Source organism: Serratia quinivorans (assembly GCF_946227985.1).
Lineage (GTDB): Bacteria > Pseudomonadota > Gammaproteobacteria > Enterobacterales > Enterobacteriaceae > Serratia > Serratia quinivorans_A.
On record NZ_CAMKGL010000006.1, the window covers coordinates 153776 to 171951 of the forward strand.

Below are 18176 nucleotides of genomic sequence, written 5' to 3' on the forward strand. Positions count from 1 at the left end.
CACGCCCCGACAGCATTAGTCTTCCAGCAGCCACCACACCGCTTCGAACGGGCGTAGGCTGGTGGCCTGCGGCTGGGCAGGGGCGTCAGCGTAGTTGCCCATCAGCGGTCGCCATAAGTCAGCCGGCTCCACGCCTTCGGCCTGCCAGGCAAGCGGCTCGCGGCTGAGGTTGGCTACCACCAGCAGGCGTTGGCCGTTCCAGCTACGTTGGTAGCACCACAGCGCCGGGTGAGTGGGGGCCAGGTCACGGTAGTCGCCGTGAGTCAGCAGCGGATACTGCTTGCGCAGGGTGATTAACTGGCGGTAGGCGTAAAACACCGAATCCAGATCGGCCAGCGCCGCTTCGGCGTTGATCTGCGGATAGTTTTCCGCACAACTCATCCACGGCGTGCCCTGGCTGAAACCGGCGTTCGGCGCGCTGCTCCACTGCATTGGCGTGCGGCCGTTATCGCGTGATTTGCTGGCCAGGATGGCCAGCAGCTCGGCGTCACTTTTCCCCTGCGCGCTGAGTTCGGCGTACATGTTCAGACTTTCCACATCGCGATACTGCTCTATGGCGTTAAAGCCCGGATTGGTCATGCCGATCTCTTCGCCCTGATAGATATAAGGCGTGCCCTGCATGCCGTGCAGTACCATCGCCAGCATTTTGGCGGCCGGTACCCGCAGTTCGCCTTCATCGCCAAAGCGTGAAACGATGCGCGGTTGATCGTGGTTACACCAAAACAGCGCGTTCCAGGCCTGATTATGCATGCCCTGCTGCCAGTGGCGGAAAATCTGCTTGAGTTCGACGTAATCCGGCGCCGCCAGCGTCCATTTTTCGCCGCCGGCATAGTCCACCTTCAGGTGGTGGAAGTTGAAGGTCATCGACAGCTCTTCACCGCTTTGCGCCGCGTACTGCCGACAATGTTCCAGGGTGGTGGAAGACATTTCACCGACGGTCATCAGGCCACGCGGCTGAAACACATCGCGGCTCATTTCCTGCAAAAATTCATGAATGCGTGGGCCATCGGTGTAGAAACGGCGGCCGTCACCCTGGTTATCGGACGGGAAATTCTGCTGCTTGGAGACCAGGTTGATCACGTCCAGACGCAGGCCGTCGACGCCTTTGTCGGCCCAGAACTGACACACTTTCTTCAGTTCTTCGCGCACCGGTGGGTGTTCCCAGTTGAGATCCGCCTGTTCGGTGGCGAACAGGTGCAGATAATACTGGCCACTGTCGGCGTGCCACTGCCAGGCGTTGCCGCCAAACTTGGAGCGCCAGTTGTTCGGCAGGGCATCGCCTTCGCCGTCGCGCCAGACATAAAACTGGCGGAACGGGCTGTCAGGATCCTGCGAGGCTTTAAACCACGGGTGCTCGGTCGAGGTGTGGTTGAACACCATGTCCATCACGATGCGGATGCTGCGCTGGTGGGCGGCAGCAATCAGGCGATCGAAATCCTTCATGGTGCCGTAGGCCGGGTCGATGGCGCAGTAATCCGCCACGTCATACCCGTTGTCCACCTGCGGCGAGACATACACCGGCGTCAGCCAGATGGCGTCGATGCCCAGTTCCTGCAGGTAGTCCAGCCGCTGCGTCACACCGGCCAGATCGCCGTAGCCGTTGCCGGTGCTGTCCTGAAAACTCTTCGGATAGATTTGATAGATGACGCCGTTCTGCCACCAGGGGATTGGATTGCTCATATAAATACCTTAACAGGCCCGGCGTACCGGGCCCCGACATTTCAATCAGACCGGCAGCTCACCGCGGCTGGCCTTGCGTTTGTAAACCATGATGGTCAGTACCAGCGGGATCACCACCGCTACCAGGATCGCCACCGTGTAAATCATCCAGAACTGCGGTTTGATCGACAGAATGCCCGGCAAACCACCAACGCCGATACCGTTAGCCATCACGCCGTCCAGGCCGCAGATCAGCCCGGCGAAGGCGGAGCCAATCATCGCGCACAGCATAGGGAAACGGTATTTCAGGTTGATCCCGTACATCGCCGGTTCGGTGACGCCGAGGTAGGCGGAGATGGCCGCCGGCACCGAGATTTCACGCTCGTTGGCCTTGCGGCTGACAATGATAATGCCCAGCACCGCCGAGGCCTGCGCAATGTTGGACAGTGCAATCAGCGGCCAGACCGGGGTGCCGCCCATGCTCTGGATCATCTGCATATCGATGGCCAGCGTGGTCTGATGCACGCCGGTAATCACCAGCGGCGCATACAGGAAGCCAAACAGCGCGGCACCAATAGGGGCGAAGCTGCCGGTCATCACGGCTTTCACCGCCCAGGCTACGCCATCGCCAATCATGCGGCCGAACGGCCCGATAAACGCATGCGCCAGGAACACCGCCAGCAGCAGGGAAACCACCGGCACCACCACCAGATACAGGTAATCCGGCACGATCTTTTTCAAGCGGGTCTCAATCCAGCCCAGCGCCATACCGGCCAGCATTGAAGGGATCACCTGTGCCTGATAGCCGACTTTCTGAATGGTGAACCAGCCGAAGTTCCACACTTCCGGGATCTGCTGACCGAGCTGATAGGAGTTCATCAACTGTGGAGAAACCAGCGTGACGCCCAGCACGATACCCAACACCGGGGTACCGCCCATTTTTTTCACCGTTGACCAGCAAATGGCGACCGGCAGGAACATGAAGATGGCTTCACCGAGCAGCCACAGGAAGTCGTAAATGGTTTTCCACGCCGGGTGCATCTGCGCCAGCGTTTGGCCGCCGGACATCGGGATGTCGCCGATGACGTTACGGAAACCGAGGATCAAACCACCGCTGATCAAGGCAGGCAGCAGGGGGAAGAAGATTTCGGCGAAGTGCGAGATGGCGCGTTCGCTCCAGGTCATGTTCTGGCGTGCTGCGACCTTGGCCTGCTCTTTGTCCGCTTCATTGACGCCGGTGGTGGCGATCAGGGCCTGATAGTAATCCCCGACCTCGGGGCCGATCACCACCTGGAACTGCCCGGCGTTGGTAAAGCAGCCTTTGACCATCGGCAGCTCTTCGATTTCTTTCGGTTTGGCTAGGGCTGGATCATTGAGAACAAAACGCAGCCTGGTAATGCAGTGGCTGACAGTGGCGATATTCTCGCGACCGCCCACCAACACAATCAGGCGATCGATATCCTGCTGTTTTACTTTGCTCATTATTAGATACCTTTCTTGGTATGAGACTGCCGCAGAGGTGTTGTTGGAGTAATGATCAAAGCTTAGTCACTCCGCTTTTTTTATGAAATGGGAACGTTCCCGGTTTGGGGCGAGGATCACAAAACGATAAAAAAATGACCATTTATCCAGCAGGGGATTTTGCGAGCCGGCCGAAGCATTCAGCAATATTCTCTTGAATACGCGCAACACGGGCTATACTGTCACCCTTAACAATCAATAAGTTGATTGAAATTAGTTGCACCCATTACTTCAAGGCGTAAAGCGAATGCCGCTACCACGCACTTTTTTCAAGGAAGAATGATGACTTTGACATTGCCCCGGATCCTTATTGTCTTCACCGCGCTGTTGCTGAGCGCCTGCTCCAGCCAAAAAAGCAGCCCGGAACGCCACGCCAGGCATGCGATTTATCAAATGGCGCGAGAGGATTTTTCCCCAGAAATACGAACCCAAATTCCGGACTCGATAAAAGCCTCTATTCCGTTTTTTGACCAGTTCTATCAAATGGGGAAGGCCGATCGGGCCAAGGGATTGACGCGCCAGCAGGCAGAGCAGCAGGAAGCCTATTTCCGCAGCCCTGAATTCCTTAGTGATTTGGGGAAGAAAGGAAAATTTATCAATCAGCATTATTCAGTAGATAACCCGCAAAAACAGCGGCAGATCCTGCTGGATTCCGCCGTGGCTACCTACTGGGACGGCTATGACGGCCGGCCTTGAGGGGGATAGATAAATACGCTGTTAATGAAAAAGCCCAATAAACGAGAGTTTATTGGGCATTTGTTTAAATAATCCTGTTTAGAAATGGTGGAAGATTAAAGCAGATTAAATTTATCTAGGGTCGCTTTTACTTCTTTTCTCAACTCAGACTCATCCAGTTCATAATCAGCACGATCTGAATCTGGATTATAAATCTCAGCCACCATAAATAGCTCTTCACCACAGTTTAAAATATTCTTTTCTTGTTCGATACCATATAATTTACGTCTTTCAATACATATTTCTTCAGAGAACTGAAGCGCATTAATTTTTGATTCCAAAAAACTTCTAGCTAATTCAATTATCGCCATTTTGTTCATAAATCACCTGTCTCTAAATAGATTCTACCATTATCTGCATCGGGGTTTATTTTCCATCCGGAGAGAAAATCACCGTTGGCTTTGATGATTACAACCCTCATGCTTTTGGGATTGAAGTAAACTTTAGATCCCTTTTCCCGTCGATAAGTTCCTTTTTCCACAGTGTCTCTATCCTTCAAGTGTGCTTCAACTGCATCACGATATTGAGTCAACGTTACTCTATTTTTTTTCGTATCGGCAATACCAAAGTCACTGGCGTGCTTAAATTTCTTGTCCAGCTGTTTGCGGGTAAAGCGACCCGAATCAAGCGGATCACTCAGCATCACATAAATTGGCTCGACGCCGCTGCCAGTGGCGTCCGGCTGCCAGTAAATGAAGTCTTGCAGCTCTTTAAGGTCATCGGCCGGGAAACTGGTGGTAACTATACTATCTGCCTGTTTTACTGTCGTGCCAGTATGCACCGGTGTGACGGGGGCAGGCGAACTGTTTCCTGTATGGGGAGGTGCTGTCGGGCCAGCCGGAGCTGGGTTAACCAGGATGGTTCGCGACGGTGCCCCTCCCACTGCAGGAATCGTAATCCTATCCAACCCGGTTTTCTCATCACGTGCCGCCTTTAGAACAGGCACGCTCGCGGGTACGCCACCCATACCCGTTTTAACCAGCCTGGCCTGTTGCTGACCATTCTCCATAACTAAAGAGCCACGGACCGGTAAGTCGACAGAGTGCATGTCCGGCGAAATGCTGACTTTGCCGGCAGCGATTAGATTGGCCTGAAAGCCAAACATGACAATGTCGCGTCCGTAAAGCTTGTCGCTGCCTTCCCCTGCTTTTGTGGGCCAGAAGCCCATAACTAAAGCGCCAACAGTTGCCCCTGCGGTGCTGACGGTTGCGGCTTCAGCTAACGCAATAGCTCCTCGCCACACAGCCCCGGCTATCGAGCCCGCCAACTCGCTGGTGGTGGTCAAAACGCCTTCGGCGGCGGTTGATAGCTGTAACATCCCTGGGGCACGATTCAATACCATTGAACCCATTGCGCCGAGGGAAGTCTCTGCAGCTTTCACCTGTGCGGGCGTGTAAGCTGGAGCGTCCAAAACCCCTGCTTTTGCGAACAGTATTTTTCTGGCTTCTTCAGCCTTATGCACTGCTTCGGCTTTCCGTGCCTCTTCCGCTTTTCTTACCTCTTCGGCTTTCGCCTGGGTTTCAGCATCTGCTTTTGCTTTAGCTTCTGTTTCTGCGTCAGCCCTTTCTTTCTTAACTTGATTCGCCACTTCAGTCAGAGTGCTTGCTTTAGACACGACATCCTGAATAACGAAAGCGATATTATCCAGTGCAGCGAGCAAACGCTGTTTGGCATTAAATTCTTCTACACGGGGTTTTACCGAAAACTCCTCCCAATAGGTTCGCGAAACAGGTTGGAATACTTGAGTTAGGAATGTGTCATAATCTTCTGGTGCCACCCCAGACAGTCCTAATTTCGATTTGACGTCATTCAGTGCTTTCTCTGCTGCTTCATGCTTTTGCGATACATTACCTTCAGACAGTTGCACTTCACTATTGGCTACTTGCAGACCATAGTTCGCTTCACGTAAAAGTTTTTCAGGACTAAAAATACGAGGGTCATTACCCACCTGGGTATTCATCACCAACTGTAAAACCGCATTGGTACGCTCAATAATCTGGTTAACGGGTTCCGCTATGCGGCTCCTGGCTGCAGCTATCTGGTCGTCAAAAATCTTTTGTAATTGGGTCAGTTGCCCATATGGCGTGAACTGTCGCCCTTTTCCGGGAACATACTTAACACTCATTCGGTCCTTCAAATAAACGGGTGCCACATTAGGCGGGAGCATCGACACATACAAACCACCATTAGACGGTGGATGTGCGGGAATAGTCCCGCTAGGCGGGGTCGGCCCGCCGGTAATGATAATAATGGGTTCTCCATTAGCATTGTAAGGGGTGCCATTTTGGTAATATGTTGGTCCCGACATAAAAACATCTCCCTGATTCTTTATCTATTATCGGATGTATTTTTCTGTACTAGAATGCGTGTGCCTACAGTGCATTCTAGGCATCAACCATGTTTGGTTGTGGCAGAGTTTTCCAAAACTGTTAACCGAGTTTCCAGCGCAAGCCGGGCCCCACGTTCTTCCTTTAACGCCTCGACCAGAAGGGCGACCACGCCATTGATATTAATTCCGCGGGCGTCTTTCAAAACGCTGCCGTCATTTAATTTCAGTTCGGTGGTGGTGACGGATTGAGGTAATACGTTCTCTACTTCCTGGGCTATTACCCCGGCTTCCGGAACGCCCTGTTTCAGGTAGGTATAACCGCCAATTTTCTCCAGCTTCTCCAGTGCGCCTTCAATTTTCTCGATGTCGGTTTTCATCCGGGCATCGGAGCTGCTGTTCCAGGTGCCGTTGGTGTACGCATTACCTTTATCCCGGAATTCATACCAGCCGTCGCCGCCTCCATTGGCAACGTGCAGCGCCAGCATGTGGTGTTTGCCGATACGTTCATAGTGGTATAGGTCGGCGGACAGGTTTCCCGCTCCCTGTACATGCAGGCCGTTGGTAGTGCGGTCGGCATTATTGTTAACGTTTTTATTGCCAGCAGCCCAAATCCAACCATCGGCATTGCGTTTGATTAATTGCCCGACCGAAAGCTCGCTGTTGGCTCTGACCTGTAATTCGTTCCAGTGTCCCTGCCAGTCACGGTAAGACAGCAGGCCATAGTCTTCTTTGCCAGCGATAACCCTTGTTCCCATCATCATGGTGGTGGTCACGTTGCCGCTGGTGAAATCGCTATGCACCGGCGCGGAATTATAGATTTGCCCGTTGATAAGCTGCGCTGGGCCGGTGGTTGCCGTAGAGATGCCTGCATTGTGTGACACCATAGCGCCGCCGGAGATATCGACGCCGTTACGAAGTGCAACCCGGCCACTTGAGAGGTTAAAAGAGAAGGGGCGTAGGGTGTTCCACTGCCCGTCCTGAGCCTGGCCGCTTGGCGTGGTCAGGGCGTAAAAGTCCTTACCGTCGTTACGCAGCATCACGCCGGTATTGCCGTTTGCCAGGCGAAAACCGTTTGCTGCCTTGGTCACAATTTCATCGTCACTGATGATGCGTTTACGCAGGGTGGTCAGTGATTTCAGCTCAGTCACATCGTCATTAACGCCGTTAGTCACCTGAGCATTTTTCTTTTCTTCAGCCATGATTATCTTCCTTTTCGACATTCTGTTTCCTGATGGTTAACAGCGTCCGGTACCCTCCGTTGCTCCTGAATGGCAGGTCTGGGGAGGGACACATTCCGTGTGCTGAAAAACCGCTAAAACACACAGGGAGTACTGTGTGTATAAACAGTAATTTACTTGGCTGGGTGAAGACGGTCGATTAGCGGTTGTTGTGTGGTGGCGGGCACAAAAATAGCGATGAATTGACGCTCACGGGGTGTGAGCATCAACAGGGGATTTCAGACTGGGGAATGTATGCGGATAAACAAAGAACCGCTATCAGGCGAGTTGGCTGGGTACGATGATCTGGCGGATGCCCTGTTCGCCGCTGAGCTGGCCCAGCAGCTGTTGTGCGGCCTGCAGCCCGGCCGTGCCGTAGCCCAGATCAACCGAAAAGGTTTCGGGGAACAGGAAGTTTAGCAGCGGGGTATTACCGATACCGCACACCTGCAGCGGGGCAATATGCTGCTGTTGCAGGTATTTGATCGCACCCAGGGCGATAGTGTCGGAGGCGCACACCAGGGCGGTAGTCTGGGCATCGATCACCGAGGCGGCCAGTTGGTAACCGCTCTGATAGCTCAGTTCGCCCAGCGCCACACTTGGGCTAATCTGCTGTTGCCGGCAGGCGTCGAGATAGGCCTGATGGCGGCGCATACCGGTGGTGGCATCCGACAGTTGCACCCCCAGGTAGCCGATATGCCGGTGGCCCTGCTGCTGCAGGCGTTCCATCAGCAGCCGCACGGCACCGTCGTCGTCGTAGCAAACCGAAGAAAACCCCTCGTATTCGCGCGCCAGCACCACCATTTTATCCTGCCATGGGCTGAGCATCGCCGCCGTCAGGCCGGTGAAACCGAACAGGATCACCCCGTCGACGTTGCGCTGCTGCAGAACGTGCAAATGCTCTTCCACCAGCCGGGTCTCGAACTGGCTTTCCATCACGATCGGGTCGAAGCCGTGCTGATACAGCAGCGGCAACATGGTGCGTACCGCCTGGTTTTCAGACGGAGAGTCGAGACGGGAAACGATAATGCCGACCACTTTGTCGCTCTGGCCGCGCATGGCGCGTGCCGACTTGGAGGGGGTGAACCCCTGCTGACGGATCACCGCTTCCACCCGTTCGCGGGTCTGCGGGCTCACGCTGCCTTCGTTGTTCAACACGCGTGATACGGTGGATTTACCTACGCCGCTCAGGCGTGCGATGTCCTTGATGGTCAGCCGGTTTTGCATGGTTTAATTTTCATTGAGGTTAAAAGGCGTAAACTGGCGGCCTACGCTGAATGCCCGTCAGCATAGCCTATTTTCCGCAACGGATCTTGGCGCTGTATCCATCATCTTTCAAGTTGCAGCCAGGTGACCAGCTTGAAAGCTATAGGCTAATGCAGGGATTTACGTACCGCGCTGAACGGCCGCTCTTGTCGTTTGATCTTTTCATTTACCGGAGGTTATCAACCCTATGGATCCCGATCCGACCCCGTTAGACCCTGACTCGGCTCCCCGGTAAAACCTGCCTGCTTTGCGCTGCTGTTTTACCGGTGAAGTAATAAACGGTAACCGGTAGCGCGCGCCCGTCGTTCGCTCCTGCTGCTATAAAAATGTAAGGATCTGCCCCGGCAGAGGCTTTTTGGCGTGTCCGAAAGCCTGGCCGGGGGCGATCCCGTGTTCACCCACTGCCGTGAGGCAATGGGCGACGAGGTGCGAAAAAATGAAACTGAAAAATATCCCCCGTCAGCTGCTGGGCCTGCTCAGCCGCAATTTACCGCGCCGTTTGGTGCACCGTGACAGCCTGTTGGACGGCCTTGGCGGCAAAGCGCAGGGGTTGCCCGCCGGTTTGGCACAGCAGCGGCTGGAATGCGCTGCCGCGAACACCACCGAGCTTTATCTGCGCTTTCAAAGTCATCCGGAAGGCATAACCGACCATGAGGCGGAGCGAGTACGCGAACGCTGCGGTGAGAACGTTATTGACGATCAGCAGCAAGAGGCCTGGTGGCAGCACCTGTGGCACTGTTATCGCAACCCGTTCAACCTGTTGCTGACCGCGCTTGGCATGATCTCTTATGCTACCGAGGATCTGACCGGGGCACTGGTGATCGCCCTGATGGTGGTGATCTCCACGCTGCTGAATTTCATTCAGGAAGCGCGCTCCAACAAGGCGGCGGATGCGCTGAAAGCCATGGTCAGCAATACCGCTACAGTAATTCGTAGTGACGCACTGACCGGTAAAAGCGAGCATCTGGAGCTGCCGATCTCGCAACTGGTGCCGGGCGACATCATCAAGCTGGCGGCGGGCGACATGATCCCGGCGGATCTGCGCGTACTGTCGGCAAAAGATCTGTTTATCAGCCAGGCGGCGTTGACCGGTGAGTCTCTGCCGGTGGAGAAAGTCGCCGAGCTGCGTGAGCAGGCGGAAGATCCGCTGGAATGCCAGAATCTGTGCTTTATGGGCACCAACGTGGTGAGCGGCACCGCGTTGGCGATGGTGATTGGCACCGGCGGCGACACCTACTTCGGCCAATTGGCGCAGCGCGTGATCGGTCAGGATCAGCAACCCAATGCCTTCCAGAGCGGGATCAGTAAAGTCAGCTGGTTGTTGATCCGTTTCATGATGGTGATGACGCCAATTGTGCTGTTGATCAACGGCTACACCAAGGGTGACTGGTGGGAAGCGGCGCTGTTCGCGCTGTCGGTGGCGGTGGGGCTGACCCCGGAAATGCTGCCGATGATTGTCACTTCTACCCTGGCCAGAGGGGCGGTGAAACTGTCCAAACAGAAAGTGATCGTCAAACGCCTGGACGCCATTCAGAACTTTGGTGCCATGGACATTCTGTGCACCGACAAAACCGGCACCCTGACCCAGGATAGAATCGTGCTGGAGCGCCATACCGACGTGTTCGGCGTCGCCAGCGATCGGGTGCTGCATTATGCCTGGCTGAACAGCTTCTACCAGACCGGGCTGAAAAACCTGCTCGACGTGGCGGTGCTGAGCTGCGCACAGCAAAGCCAACAGCCGGACGCGTTGCAGCATTACCACAAAGTGGATGAGATCCCGTTTGATTTTGAACGCCGCCGTATGTCGGTGGTGGTGGCTAAAGACGCGCAATATCACGAGCTGATCTGCAAGGGCGCGCTGGAAGAGATGCTGGCGATTTGCAGCCATGTGCGGCAGGAAGATCAAGTGATCCCGCTGACTGAGGCGTTGTTGGCACGCATACGGCGCGTTACCGACGATCTTAACCAGCAGGGGCTGCGGGTGGTGGCGGTAGCCAACAAGATCCTGCCGGCGCAGGCTTATGAATACGGCGTGGCCGATGAAATGGATCTGATCCTCGAAGGGTATGTGGCCTTCCTCGATCCGCCAAAAGAGAGCACCGAACCGGCGCTGGCGGCGCTGAAAAACAGCGGCGTAACGGTGAAGATCCTCACCGGCGACAACGAGCTGGTGGCGGCCAAGGTGTGTAAAGACGTTGGGCTGGCGGCGGATCATGTGCTGCGCGGCAGTGAAATTGAACAGATGGACGACCAGCAACTGGCGCAGGTGGCGGCGCGTACCACGGTGTTCGCCAAGCTGACGCCGTTGCATAAGGAACGTATCGTCAAGCTGCTGCGTCAGCAGGGCCATGTGGTCGGCTTTATGGGCGACGGAATTAACGATGCCCCGGCGCTGCGTGCGGCGGATATCGGGATTTCAGTGGATTCTGCGGTGGATATCGCCAAGGAAGCCGCGGATATTATCCTGTTGGAAAAAAGCCTGATGGTGCTGGAGCAGGGGGTGATTGAGGGGCGTCGCACCTTCGCCAATATGCTCAAATACATCAAGATGACCGCCAGTTCCAACTTCGGTAACGTCTTCAGCGTGCTGATTGCCAGTGCCTTTTTGCCGTTCCTGCCGATGTTGCCGCTGCACCTGCTGATCCAGAACCTGATGTATGACATTTCGCAGATCGCCATTCCGTTCGACAATGTCGATGACGATCAGATAACCCAGCCACAGCGCTGGAACTCCGGCGATATTGGGCGTTTTATGGTGTTCTTTGGGCCGATCAGTTCGATTTTCGACGTGCTGACCTTTAGCCTGATGTGGTGGGTGTTTAAAGCCAATACGCCGGAAATGCAGACGTTATTCCAGTCCGGCTGGTTCATTGAAGGGCTGCTGTCGCAAACGCTGATTGTGCATATGATCCGCACGCGCAAAATTCCGTTTATCCAGAGCCGTCCTTCATGGCCGCTGTGCATCATGACCTTGCTGGTGATCGCCACCGGTATCGGCCTGACCTTCTCGCCGCTGGCCAGTTTCCTGCAGCTGCAGGCGCTGCCGCTCGGCTACTTCCCATGGCTGGTGCTGATCCTGGGCGGTTATATGGTGCTGACCCAGTGTGTGAAAGGCTGGTTTGTGCGCCGTTACGGCTGGCAGTAATCTCTCAAGCCCTCTCTGCACTGCAAGAGAGGGCATCTGTGATCCATCCCGTCGGCTCACATTCATTTGCTTTTTCGGCTGCCATTCACCGTCATTTTGTTAGCGTCCAATTGCGATGTGAAGTTGTAGACAACCTGCACAATGACACCTTTTTCGCTCTTTAAGGTTCTTACCATCACGGTTTCCGTGAGATCTGCACCGCGCCAGCATACATTGTCAATATTGCAGTTGCCCTGGCGTTCGTAGCCGATTGATGTCAGGTAATCGTCAATTTTATGGGTATCCTCGGTACCGTAAAATTTCACTGCATACACATGCGTTGCAGGGCCCGTGATGTTGGCGAAATCGAAGTCATAACGGGGGGTAATACGGGGAATTTTTCTCAGAATCTCGGGCGTATAAAAATCATACTCCCGTTTATTTTGCTCGGTATAGTGCGCGCTGCCAGCAAACTCCATCTGCATATAGGGCCAGATATACGCGAGCGCAGCAGCACTCACGATAACAACGACGCTGAGTAGCTTAAGTGATCTACGCATAGGGTAATGTTCCCCCTTTCGCTTTATCAATGTATGAGCCATCAGCGCTGGCGTTCGAAATATGAACGGCCTCTTTTAATGCGCCAGATAATAAATTTACCCATTTTTATGGTGTAAAACGGATCAACCATAGACTGTGAATAGGTAATATCGTATCGATCCTGACCAGAAGATTCTCCGGTCTCAAGACTTCTCAACACGGTTTTGATGTCAGTACCCTGAGCATGGCCCAGATCAATCCATCCAAGAACCTCTGTGTAGATCAATCCATAGGGACTGCCATATTCCCGCCCATCAATGATGTCGCGACGCTTACTCATCCTTGACCCTTTTTCCCGTTTGATTAACTGATGAATATTAACAAGTCAGCCGGTCATTACATGGCGGGGATATCTTTTTAAGAAAAGTGGCCGAAGTAGCATCCATTACGCGTTACGGATGTCAGTTTGTGCAAAAAACAGGTTTGATGCCGGATGCAGAGAGAGACGAAGTGGTGATTGCGGCGGTCTACCCGCTGGAAGCCCTGCTGCGTGCCAGCGCGATCGAATAATTTTCTGCATCGCCGGGCTCAGCATGCGTAGGGGCTCTGCATGCTGAGCCCTCACAAAAACCTACAGCTGCAGCGGCGGCAACTGTTTGAAAATGCTGACCAGCCCTTCGCCCCAGCCTTTGCGGATGGCGTTGAAATGCGGATGATCCTCGGTGATGCGGTATTGTTGTGCGCTGCTGAAACTGTCGCGCGGGTAAATCATCACGTCGAGCGGCAGGCCGACCGACAGGTTACTGCGTAGCGTAGAATCGAGGGAGATTAGCGCGCACTGCATCGCCTGTTCCAGCGGGGTATCGTAGTTCAGCACTCGATCAATAATTGGTTTACCGTATTTGCTTTCGCCAATCTGGAAATAGGGCGTATCGCGGGTGGCTTCGATAAAATTACCCTGCGGATAGATATGGAACAGCCGCATCTCTTCGCCATGGATCTGGCCGCCGAGCAACAGGCTACAGCTAAAATCGGTGGTGCTGCCGCTCTGCTGGGCTTCGCTGTCGCGTTGGATCACTTCTCGTACCGTTTCGCCCACCAGCGTGGCGGCTTCGTACAGGCTGGGGGCATTGAGCAGATTGGGGCGTTCGGCGTCTTTGCAGCGCCGTTGCAGCAGGCTGATGATGCTTTGGGTGGTCGCCAGATTGCCGGCACTTTGCAGCACCAGCAGGCGCTCCCCCTCCTGCTGGAACACGTGCAGTTTGCGGAAGGTAGAAATATGGTCCACTCCGGCATTGGTGCGTGAATCAGAAGCAAAGACCAGCCCGGATGACAAGCGCATGGCCACACAATAGGTCATTCCACATTCCCTCAAAACAAGACTGGCACGCCGCCAAATGCCAGCGTGCCGTAAACCTTCATTTTCGGCAACAGGCTATTGCCCGCTGGGCATCATTTGCACTTCGGCGATGGTCTGCATATTCTCGCAGCCGCCGCCCAGCCGCATGCCGCGCACCGGGCAGGCGTCCAGATAGTCGATGCCTACCGCCAGCTTAAGGTGCTGATTCGGCAGACGGGTGTTGTTGGTCACGTCAAAACTGTGCCAGCGTTCGTCGACCCAGGCTTCCGCCCAGGCATGGGTGGCGACGTGGGTAGAGTCCTCGCTGTAAAGATAGCCGCTGACATAACGCGCCGGAATATTCAGGCTGCGGCAGCAGGCCAGAAATACGTGGGTGTGATCCTGACAGACGCCGGTACCGGTGGCGAACGCCTGGGCCGCGCTGTCGGTAACGCTGGTGGAGCCAGGGCTGTAAGGCATTTTCAGCAGCAGTTCGCCCATCAGGTTTTCCAGCCCGGCAAGCACCGCCTGCGGCTGGTAATAGCGCAGGGCAAAGGCCTGGATCGCGCTGTCGGGCTGGGTCAACGGGCTGTGGCGCAGGAATACCAGCGGTGACAGATGCCCCATCACCTGATCCTCTACGCCGTCTTCAATCTCCACCACGCCGTGGGCCTGAATGGTGATCGCCTGATGTGGGTGATCCAGCGTCAGCACGTGCAGCACGTTACCGAAGGCATCGGTGGTACACACCGCATCTTCCGGCAGCGTCAGTTGCCAGGAGATCACGCGCTGGTGCCGGGAGTTCTGTGGCGTCAGGCGCAGATACTGGGTGCTGCGCTGCACCTGCTGGGCGTAGGTATAATGGGTATTGTGCTCAATGTTGAGTTTCATTGTGCCTCCAGATAGGTGTGATGGATGCTTTCCGCAATGCCGCCAATTTGCCCAAGAAAGGCGTCCAGCCAGTCGTTCAGCCCGACCCGGTTCAAATCCTTCATGCTGCTGAAGCGCAGTTCGGCGTGCAGCGTATGTGCCAGCCGGCGTGGTTGATTGGCGCTGTTGCCACCAATCTGCTCCAGCTGTTGCACCATATCGCCGACGCAAGCCAGCAGGGAACGCGGGATCTCATTACGCAGGATCATCAGTTCGGCAATGGTGTCGCGGCTGAGCTGCTGCTTGTAGATGCTGTGATAGGCCTCGCGGGCGCTGACCGCCCGTAGCAGCGTATCCATGCGGTAATACTCGCGTACCGGGTCGCCATCGCTGTCCATCAGCGCATTTTTCACCCCCAGCAGGCGGGCGGTGCTGTCGGCCCGTTCCAGCAGGGTGCCGAGGCGGATAAAGCACATGGCGTCGCTGCGCAGCAGGGTGCCGAACATGGCGCCGCGAAACAGGTGTGAGCGTTCTTTTACCCAGTCGAAGAAGGCATCGGCGCCCACCGAGCCAATGCCCTGGCGGCGGATCAGCTTCATCTCGATCCAGGTGGAGTTAATGCACTCCCAAACCTCGGAAGACAGGCTGCCGCGTACCGCGTGGGCGTTGTTCCAGCCCATCTGCAAACAGCTGTAAATGCTGCTGTGGTTGCGGCTGTCGAGGGCAAAAAAACTGACCAGATTGGCCATGGTCAGGTCAGGATAGGCTGCGGCATACAGCTCCCCGGTGCTGGTCAGGTTGAGCGGCACCTGCAGATCCTGATCTTCGCTGTCGCGGATCGGCATCATCGACAGCTTGTTGGTGACGTCGAGTACCCGGGCGATGCTTTCTGCCCGCTCCAGATAGCGGGCCATCCAATAGAGTTCACTGGCAGTTCGGCTCAGCATGCGTCGTCCTCCAATACCCAGGTATCCTTGGTTCCCCCGCCTTGCGACGAGTTGACCACCAGCGAGCCTTGCGCCAGCGCTACGCGCGTCAGGCCGCCCGGCACCAGGCGGATTTCCGCGCCGCTAAGGGCAAACGGCCGCAGATCGATATGCCGTGGTGCCAGGCCGTCGTTGACGAAGGTCGGGCAGGTCGACAATGCCAGCGTGTTTTGCGCAATGTAGTTATGGGGCTTGGCCAGCAGTAGGGCACGGAAGTGGGCGATTTCGTCTTTGGTCGCCGCTGGGCCGATCAGCATGCCGTAGCCGCCGGCACCGTGAACCTCTTTTACTACCATCTGTTCCAGGTTGGCCAGCACGTACGACAGCTCATTTTTGTGACGGCATTGCCAGGTCGGCACGTTATTGAGGATCGGCTCTTCCTGCAGATAGAAGCGCACCATCTCAGGTACGTACGGATATATCGACTTGTCGTCGGCCACGCCGGTGCCAATGGCGTTGGCCAGCACCACGTTACCGGTGCGATATACCGACAGCAGCCCCGGCACGCCGAGCATTGAGTCCGGGCGGAACGCCAGCGGATCGAGAAAGGCGTCGTCGACCCGCCGATAGATCACGTCCACCTTGCAGGGCCCGGCGGTGGTGCGCATAAACACCGCGCCGTCCTTGACGAACAGGTCGGCGCTTTCCACCAGCTCAACCCCCATCTGCTGCGCCAGGAAACTGTGCTCGAAATAAGCGCTGTTAAAGCGGCCAGGTGTCAGCACCACCACGGTCGGATCGTTAATCGGCGAGCTTTCACGCAGGGTTTGCAGCAGGTGCGACGGGTAGCGTTCCACCGGCGCAATACGCTGTTGGGCGAACAGTTCCGGGTACAGGCGCATCATCATCTTGCGGTTTTCCAGCATGTAGGACACGCCGGACGGGGTGCGAAGGTTGTCTTCCAGTACGTAATACTGGCCGTCGCCGCCGCGCACCATATCCACGCCGACAATGTGCGCGTAAATATTGCGGTGCAAATCGACCCCTTGCATGCAGGGTTGATATTGATCGTTGGCCAGCACCTGTTCCGCCGGAATGATCCCGGCTTTCAGAATATGTTGTTGATGGTAAATATCGTGCAGAAAGGCGTTCAGCGCCTGGACGCGCTGGCGGATGCCGCGATCGAGCATCGCCCATTCGCCGGCGGGAATGATGCGCGGAACGCTGTCGAACGGGATTAGCCTTTCGGCACCATCATCCTCACCATAAACGTTAAAGGTAATTCCCACCCGATGAAACAGCAGTGCAGCCTCTTCCCTTTTACGCTGAATGGCCTTGTGATCGGCCTGTTGCAGCCAATGCCAGTAAGCTTCGTAATGACCTCGGTGTTTACCCTCAGCCAGAAGCATTTCATCAAAAAACGGTGAAGCGGACAGATCGATATTTAGCATCGTCACCTCGTCGACATTGCAGGCTGTAGACGGATCCAGCATAAAATGTGCCAAGGTGATAAAGGGGCGAAAATGGCGCGAAAACGCCAGGTCGTGGCAGGAAACGGCCCGCTTTGGGTGCAACCCAACCGGGCGCCGCCTTAAAATGGAGCAAAACTGCGGTGCGTGCCTCAGACTCTAAACCCAGCAGTGGATGTCTCGAAGACAGAATGAAAAGTGCGTTATAAAATTGAAGTCGTATTTCTAACGTCTTAATTTATAAAGCATTCAAGGGACTGATAATGCCGCATGATTTTAATGTTCAGGAGCTGGGACAAAGGGTATTAGCTACAACCAATGAAATCTTTGCTGCCGGTGAACATAACATTCGGGTGCAAATGTTAACCGCCGAGGATTTGGAATGGTGCATAGTGCAGACGCGTCGGCTGCCTGAAAATCAGCGTATCCCTTGGGAGTTGAGTGGTGCCGCGCTGAATAACCCAGATGCTTTCAAATTTAGCTTTAAGATTTTGGATGCGAATCAAAGGCCGGCTGGTGCCTGTATATGTCAGTTTTGCCCCGCGACAGGCAATATGCCTGCGGTGCTCAATGTTGAAATGCTGCAAAATTTCCACATCCAAGACTCGCGTCTTGATGGCAATACCTTTCGCTTTGCTCTCTATGCAGCCGTGTTGTTCATGGTCGAAACCCAATGCGTAGGCTTGCGGCTAATATCACCGATCAATGCGAGAGTCGCTGATTACTACATCAATGAACATCACTTTATTGATATCACCTCAGGTGATAATGGCATTCTCTATCGTGATGCACAGGCTTTATTCCAATGGTTTATCGAAGACTCAATCCGTCCAGAGTCATCGGCCTCGGTTGATGCTGAACAATATTTGAGCGACAATGATGACCTGCTGACGGGATTATAGGGGGTGATATGGTCATTAAAACTACAGGTCGGATTGTAGCGGAAACTGCTTCCTATGAGCTGGAAGTGTACAAGGCCGAAGGGGAAGGGCTGACAGTTGTAAAAACCTATACTTCTGAAGAGATTAACAACCTGACGCCCCGAGGGATGCCGATTAGCGCTTCACGTGAAGAAGTGTTAGCCGTGTTGAAACAGGCCGCAAAGCGCATTAAACCTCAAACTGCTCCGATCATGGAAGCCGCCGGCGGTGTCCGTCGAAACCGAACCCATAAGTAATCAG

16 protein-coding genes are annotated in these 18176 nt (G+C 55.0%); 4 read left to right on the forward strand and 12 right to left on the reverse strand.

The annotated features are described in order from the left end of the window. Positions 1-15 precede the first annotated feature (15 nt). Together treC and treB are read right to left on the reverse strand one after the other, a co-directional pair. A complete protein-coding gene (gene treC, locus OCH02_RS16545; RefSeq protein WP_261432126.1) occupies positions 16-1680 on the reverse strand; it encodes an alpha,alpha-phosphotrehalase in 1665 nt (554 codons plus the stop codon). A 45-nt stretch (positions 1681-1725) separates the two neighbouring features. Next, positions 1726-3141, reverse strand: coding sequence for a PTS trehalose transporter subunit IIBC (treB, locus tag OCH02_RS16550; protein WP_135314897.1), 1416 nt, complete (start codon positions 3139-3141; stop codon positions 1726-1728). 318 nt (positions 3142-3459) lie between these two features. On the opposite strand from treB, the gene OCH02_RS16555 reads away from it, so the two are divergent. After that, positions 3460-3876, forward strand: coding sequence for an Exc2 family lipoprotein (locus OCH02_RS16555; protein ID WP_261432127.1), 417 nt, complete (start codon positions 3460-3462; stop codon positions 3874-3876). Positions 3877-3971: 95 nt separating this feature from the next. Here OCH02_RS16555 and OCH02_RS16560 read toward each other — a convergent pair whose 3' ends face one another. The 4 genes from OCH02_RS16560 to treR form a co-directional block, all read right to left on the reverse strand. Then, positions 3972-4235 carry a colicin immunity domain-containing protein gene (locus OCH02_RS16560; protein ID WP_261432128.1) on the reverse strand — a complete coding sequence of 88 codons (264 nt, stop codon included), beginning with the start codon at positions 4233-4235 and terminating at the stop codon, positions 3972-3974. Continuing rightward, complete coding sequence (locus OCH02_RS16565) at positions 4232-6223, reverse strand: S-type pyocin domain-containing protein (RefSeq protein ID WP_261432129.1); 1992 nt, start codon at positions 6221-6223, stop codon at positions 4232-4234. Before OCH02_RS16565 ends, OCH02_RS16560 begins: the two co-directional genes overlap by 4 nt. Before the next feature lie 83 nt (positions 6224-6306). Continuing rightward, entirely contained in the window at positions 6307-7443 is a 1137-nt protein-coding gene (locus OCH02_RS16570; protein WP_261432130.1) for a tail fiber domain-containing protein, read from the reverse strand. Positions 7444-7740: 297 nt separating this feature from the next. Further along, positions 7741-8688 carry a trehalose operon repressor TreR gene (gene treR / locus OCH02_RS16575; RefSeq protein WP_261432131.1) on the reverse strand — a complete coding sequence of 316 codons (948 nt, stop codon included), beginning with the start codon at positions 8686-8688 and terminating at the stop codon, positions 7741-7743. A gap of 475 nt (positions 8689-9163) precedes the next feature. Here treR and mgtA point away from each other — a divergent pair, with 475 nt between their 5' ends. After that, the gene (gene mgtA, locus OCH02_RS16580) at positions 9164-11872 is read left to right on the forward strand and encodes a magnesium-translocating P-type ATPase (RefSeq protein ID WP_261432132.1); all 2709 of its coding nucleotides are present in this window, start codon (positions 9164-9166) and stop codon (positions 11870-11872) included. A 62-nt stretch (positions 11873-11934) separates the two neighbouring features. Here the strand turns inward: mgtA and OCH02_RS16585 are convergent, their stop codons facing one another. From OCH02_RS16585 to OCH02_RS16610, 6 genes are all read right to left on the reverse strand, one after another. Further along, positions 11935-12411 carry a hypothetical protein gene (locus tag OCH02_RS16585; RefSeq protein ID WP_261432133.1) on the reverse strand — a complete coding sequence of 159 codons (477 nt, stop codon included), beginning with the start codon at positions 12409-12411 and terminating at the stop codon, positions 11935-11937. A gap of 41 nt (positions 12412-12452) precedes the next feature. Then, the gene (locus tag OCH02_RS16590; RefSeq protein ID WP_315899228.1) at positions 12453-12731 is read right to left on the reverse strand and encodes a hypothetical protein; all 279 of its coding nucleotides are present in this window, start codon (positions 12729-12731) and stop codon (positions 12453-12455) included. Positions 12732-13022: 291 nt separating this feature from the next. Further along, entirely contained in the window at positions 13023-13751 is a 729-nt protein-coding gene (locus tag OCH02_RS16595) for a proteasome-type protease (protein ID WP_261432134.1), read from the reverse strand. Between the two features lie 75 nt (positions 13752-13826). Beyond that, positions 13827-14621 carry a transglutaminase N-terminal domain-containing protein gene (locus tag OCH02_RS16600; RefSeq protein WP_012004996.1) on the reverse strand — a complete coding sequence of 265 codons (795 nt, stop codon included), beginning with the start codon at positions 14619-14621 and terminating at the stop codon, positions 13827-13829. Continuing rightward, entirely contained in the window at positions 14618-15547 is a 930-nt protein-coding gene (locus OCH02_RS16605; RefSeq protein ID WP_012004997.1) for an alpha-E domain-containing protein, read from the reverse strand. The genes OCH02_RS16600 and OCH02_RS16605 overlap by 4 nt, the downstream gene beginning before the upstream one ends. Beyond that, a complete protein-coding gene (locus OCH02_RS16610; protein ID WP_261432135.1) occupies positions 15541-16977 on the reverse strand; it encodes a circularly permuted type 2 ATP-grasp protein in 1437 nt (478 codons plus the stop codon). Before OCH02_RS16610 ends, OCH02_RS16605 begins: the two co-directional genes overlap by 7 nt. A gap of 281 nt (positions 16978-17258) precedes the next feature. Between OCH02_RS16610 and OCH02_RS16615 the strand changes: the two genes are divergently transcribed. Both OCH02_RS16615 and OCH02_RS16620 read left to right on the forward strand, forming a co-directional pair. Beyond that, on the forward strand, positions 17259-17897 hold the full coding sequence (locus OCH02_RS16615) for a hypothetical protein (RefSeq protein WP_261432137.1): 639 nt from the start codon (positions 17259-17261) through the stop codon (positions 17895-17897). Between the two features lie 8 nt (positions 17898-17905). Further along, entirely contained in the window at positions 17906-18172 is a 267-nt protein-coding gene (locus tag OCH02_RS16620) for a hypothetical protein (protein ID WP_261432138.1), read from the forward strand. Positions 18173-18176: the final 4 nt, after the last annotated feature.

What these genes read in the sequence shown, in the direction of transcription:
- treC (WP_261432126.1), bottom strand. Translation starts at nt 1,680, where the DNA reads ATGAGCAATCCAATCCCCTGGTGGCAGAACGGCGTCATCTATCAAATC.
- treB (WP_135314897.1), bottom strand. Translation starts at nt 3,141, where the DNA reads ATGAGCAAAGTAAAACAGCAGGATATCGATCGCCTGATTGTGTTGGTG.
- OCH02_RS16555 (WP_261432127.1), top strand. Translation starts at nt 3,460, where the DNA reads ATGATGACTTTGACATTGCCCCGGATCCTTATTGTCTTCACCGCGCTG.
- OCH02_RS16560 (WP_261432128.1), bottom strand. Translation starts at nt 4,235, where the DNA reads ATGAACAAAATGGCGATAATTGAATTAGCTAGAAGTTTTTTGGAATCA.
- OCH02_RS16565 (WP_261432129.1), bottom strand. Translation starts at nt 6,223, where the DNA reads ATGTCGGGACCAACATATTACCAAAATGGCACCCCTTACAATGCTAAT.
- OCH02_RS16570 (WP_261432130.1), bottom strand. Translation starts at nt 7,443, where the DNA reads ATGGCTGAAGAAAAGAAAAATGCTCAGGTGACTAACGGCGTTAATGAC.
- treR (WP_261432131.1), bottom strand. Translation starts at nt 8,688, where the DNA reads ATGCAAAACCGGCTGACCATCAAGGACATCGCACGCCTGAGCGGCGTA.
- mgtA (WP_261432132.1), top strand. Translation starts at nt 9,164, where the DNA reads ATGAAACTGAAAAATATCCCCCGTCAGCTGCTGGGCCTGCTCAGCCGC.
- OCH02_RS16585 (WP_261432133.1), bottom strand. Translation starts at nt 12,411, where the DNA reads ATGCGTAGATCACTTAAGCTACTCAGCGTCGTTGTTATCGTGAGTGCT.
- OCH02_RS16590 (WP_315899228.1), bottom strand. Translation starts at nt 12,731, where the DNA reads ATGAGTAAGCGTCGCGACATCATTGATGGGCGGGAATATGGCAGTCCC.
- OCH02_RS16595 (WP_261432134.1), bottom strand. Translation starts at nt 13,751, where the DNA reads ATGACCTATTGTGTGGCCATGCGCTTGTCATCCGGGCTGGTCTTTGCT.
- OCH02_RS16600 (WP_012004996.1), bottom strand. Translation starts at nt 14,621, where the DNA reads ATGAAACTCAACATTGAGCACAATACCCATTATACCTACGCCCAGCAG.
- OCH02_RS16605 (WP_012004997.1), bottom strand. Translation starts at nt 15,547, where the DNA reads ATGCTGAGCCGAACTGCCAGTGAACTCTATTGGATGGCCCGCTATCTG.
- OCH02_RS16610 (WP_261432135.1), bottom strand. Translation starts at nt 16,977, where the DNA reads ATGCTAAATATCGATCTGTCCGCTTCACCGTTTTTTGATGAAATGCTT.
- OCH02_RS16615 (WP_261432137.1), top strand. Translation starts at nt 17,259, where the DNA reads ATGCCGCATGATTTTAATGTTCAGGAGCTGGGACAAAGGGTATTAGCT.
- OCH02_RS16620 (WP_261432138.1), top strand. Translation starts at nt 17,906, where the DNA reads ATGGTCATTAAAACTACAGGTCGGATTGTAGCGGAAACTGCTTCCTAT.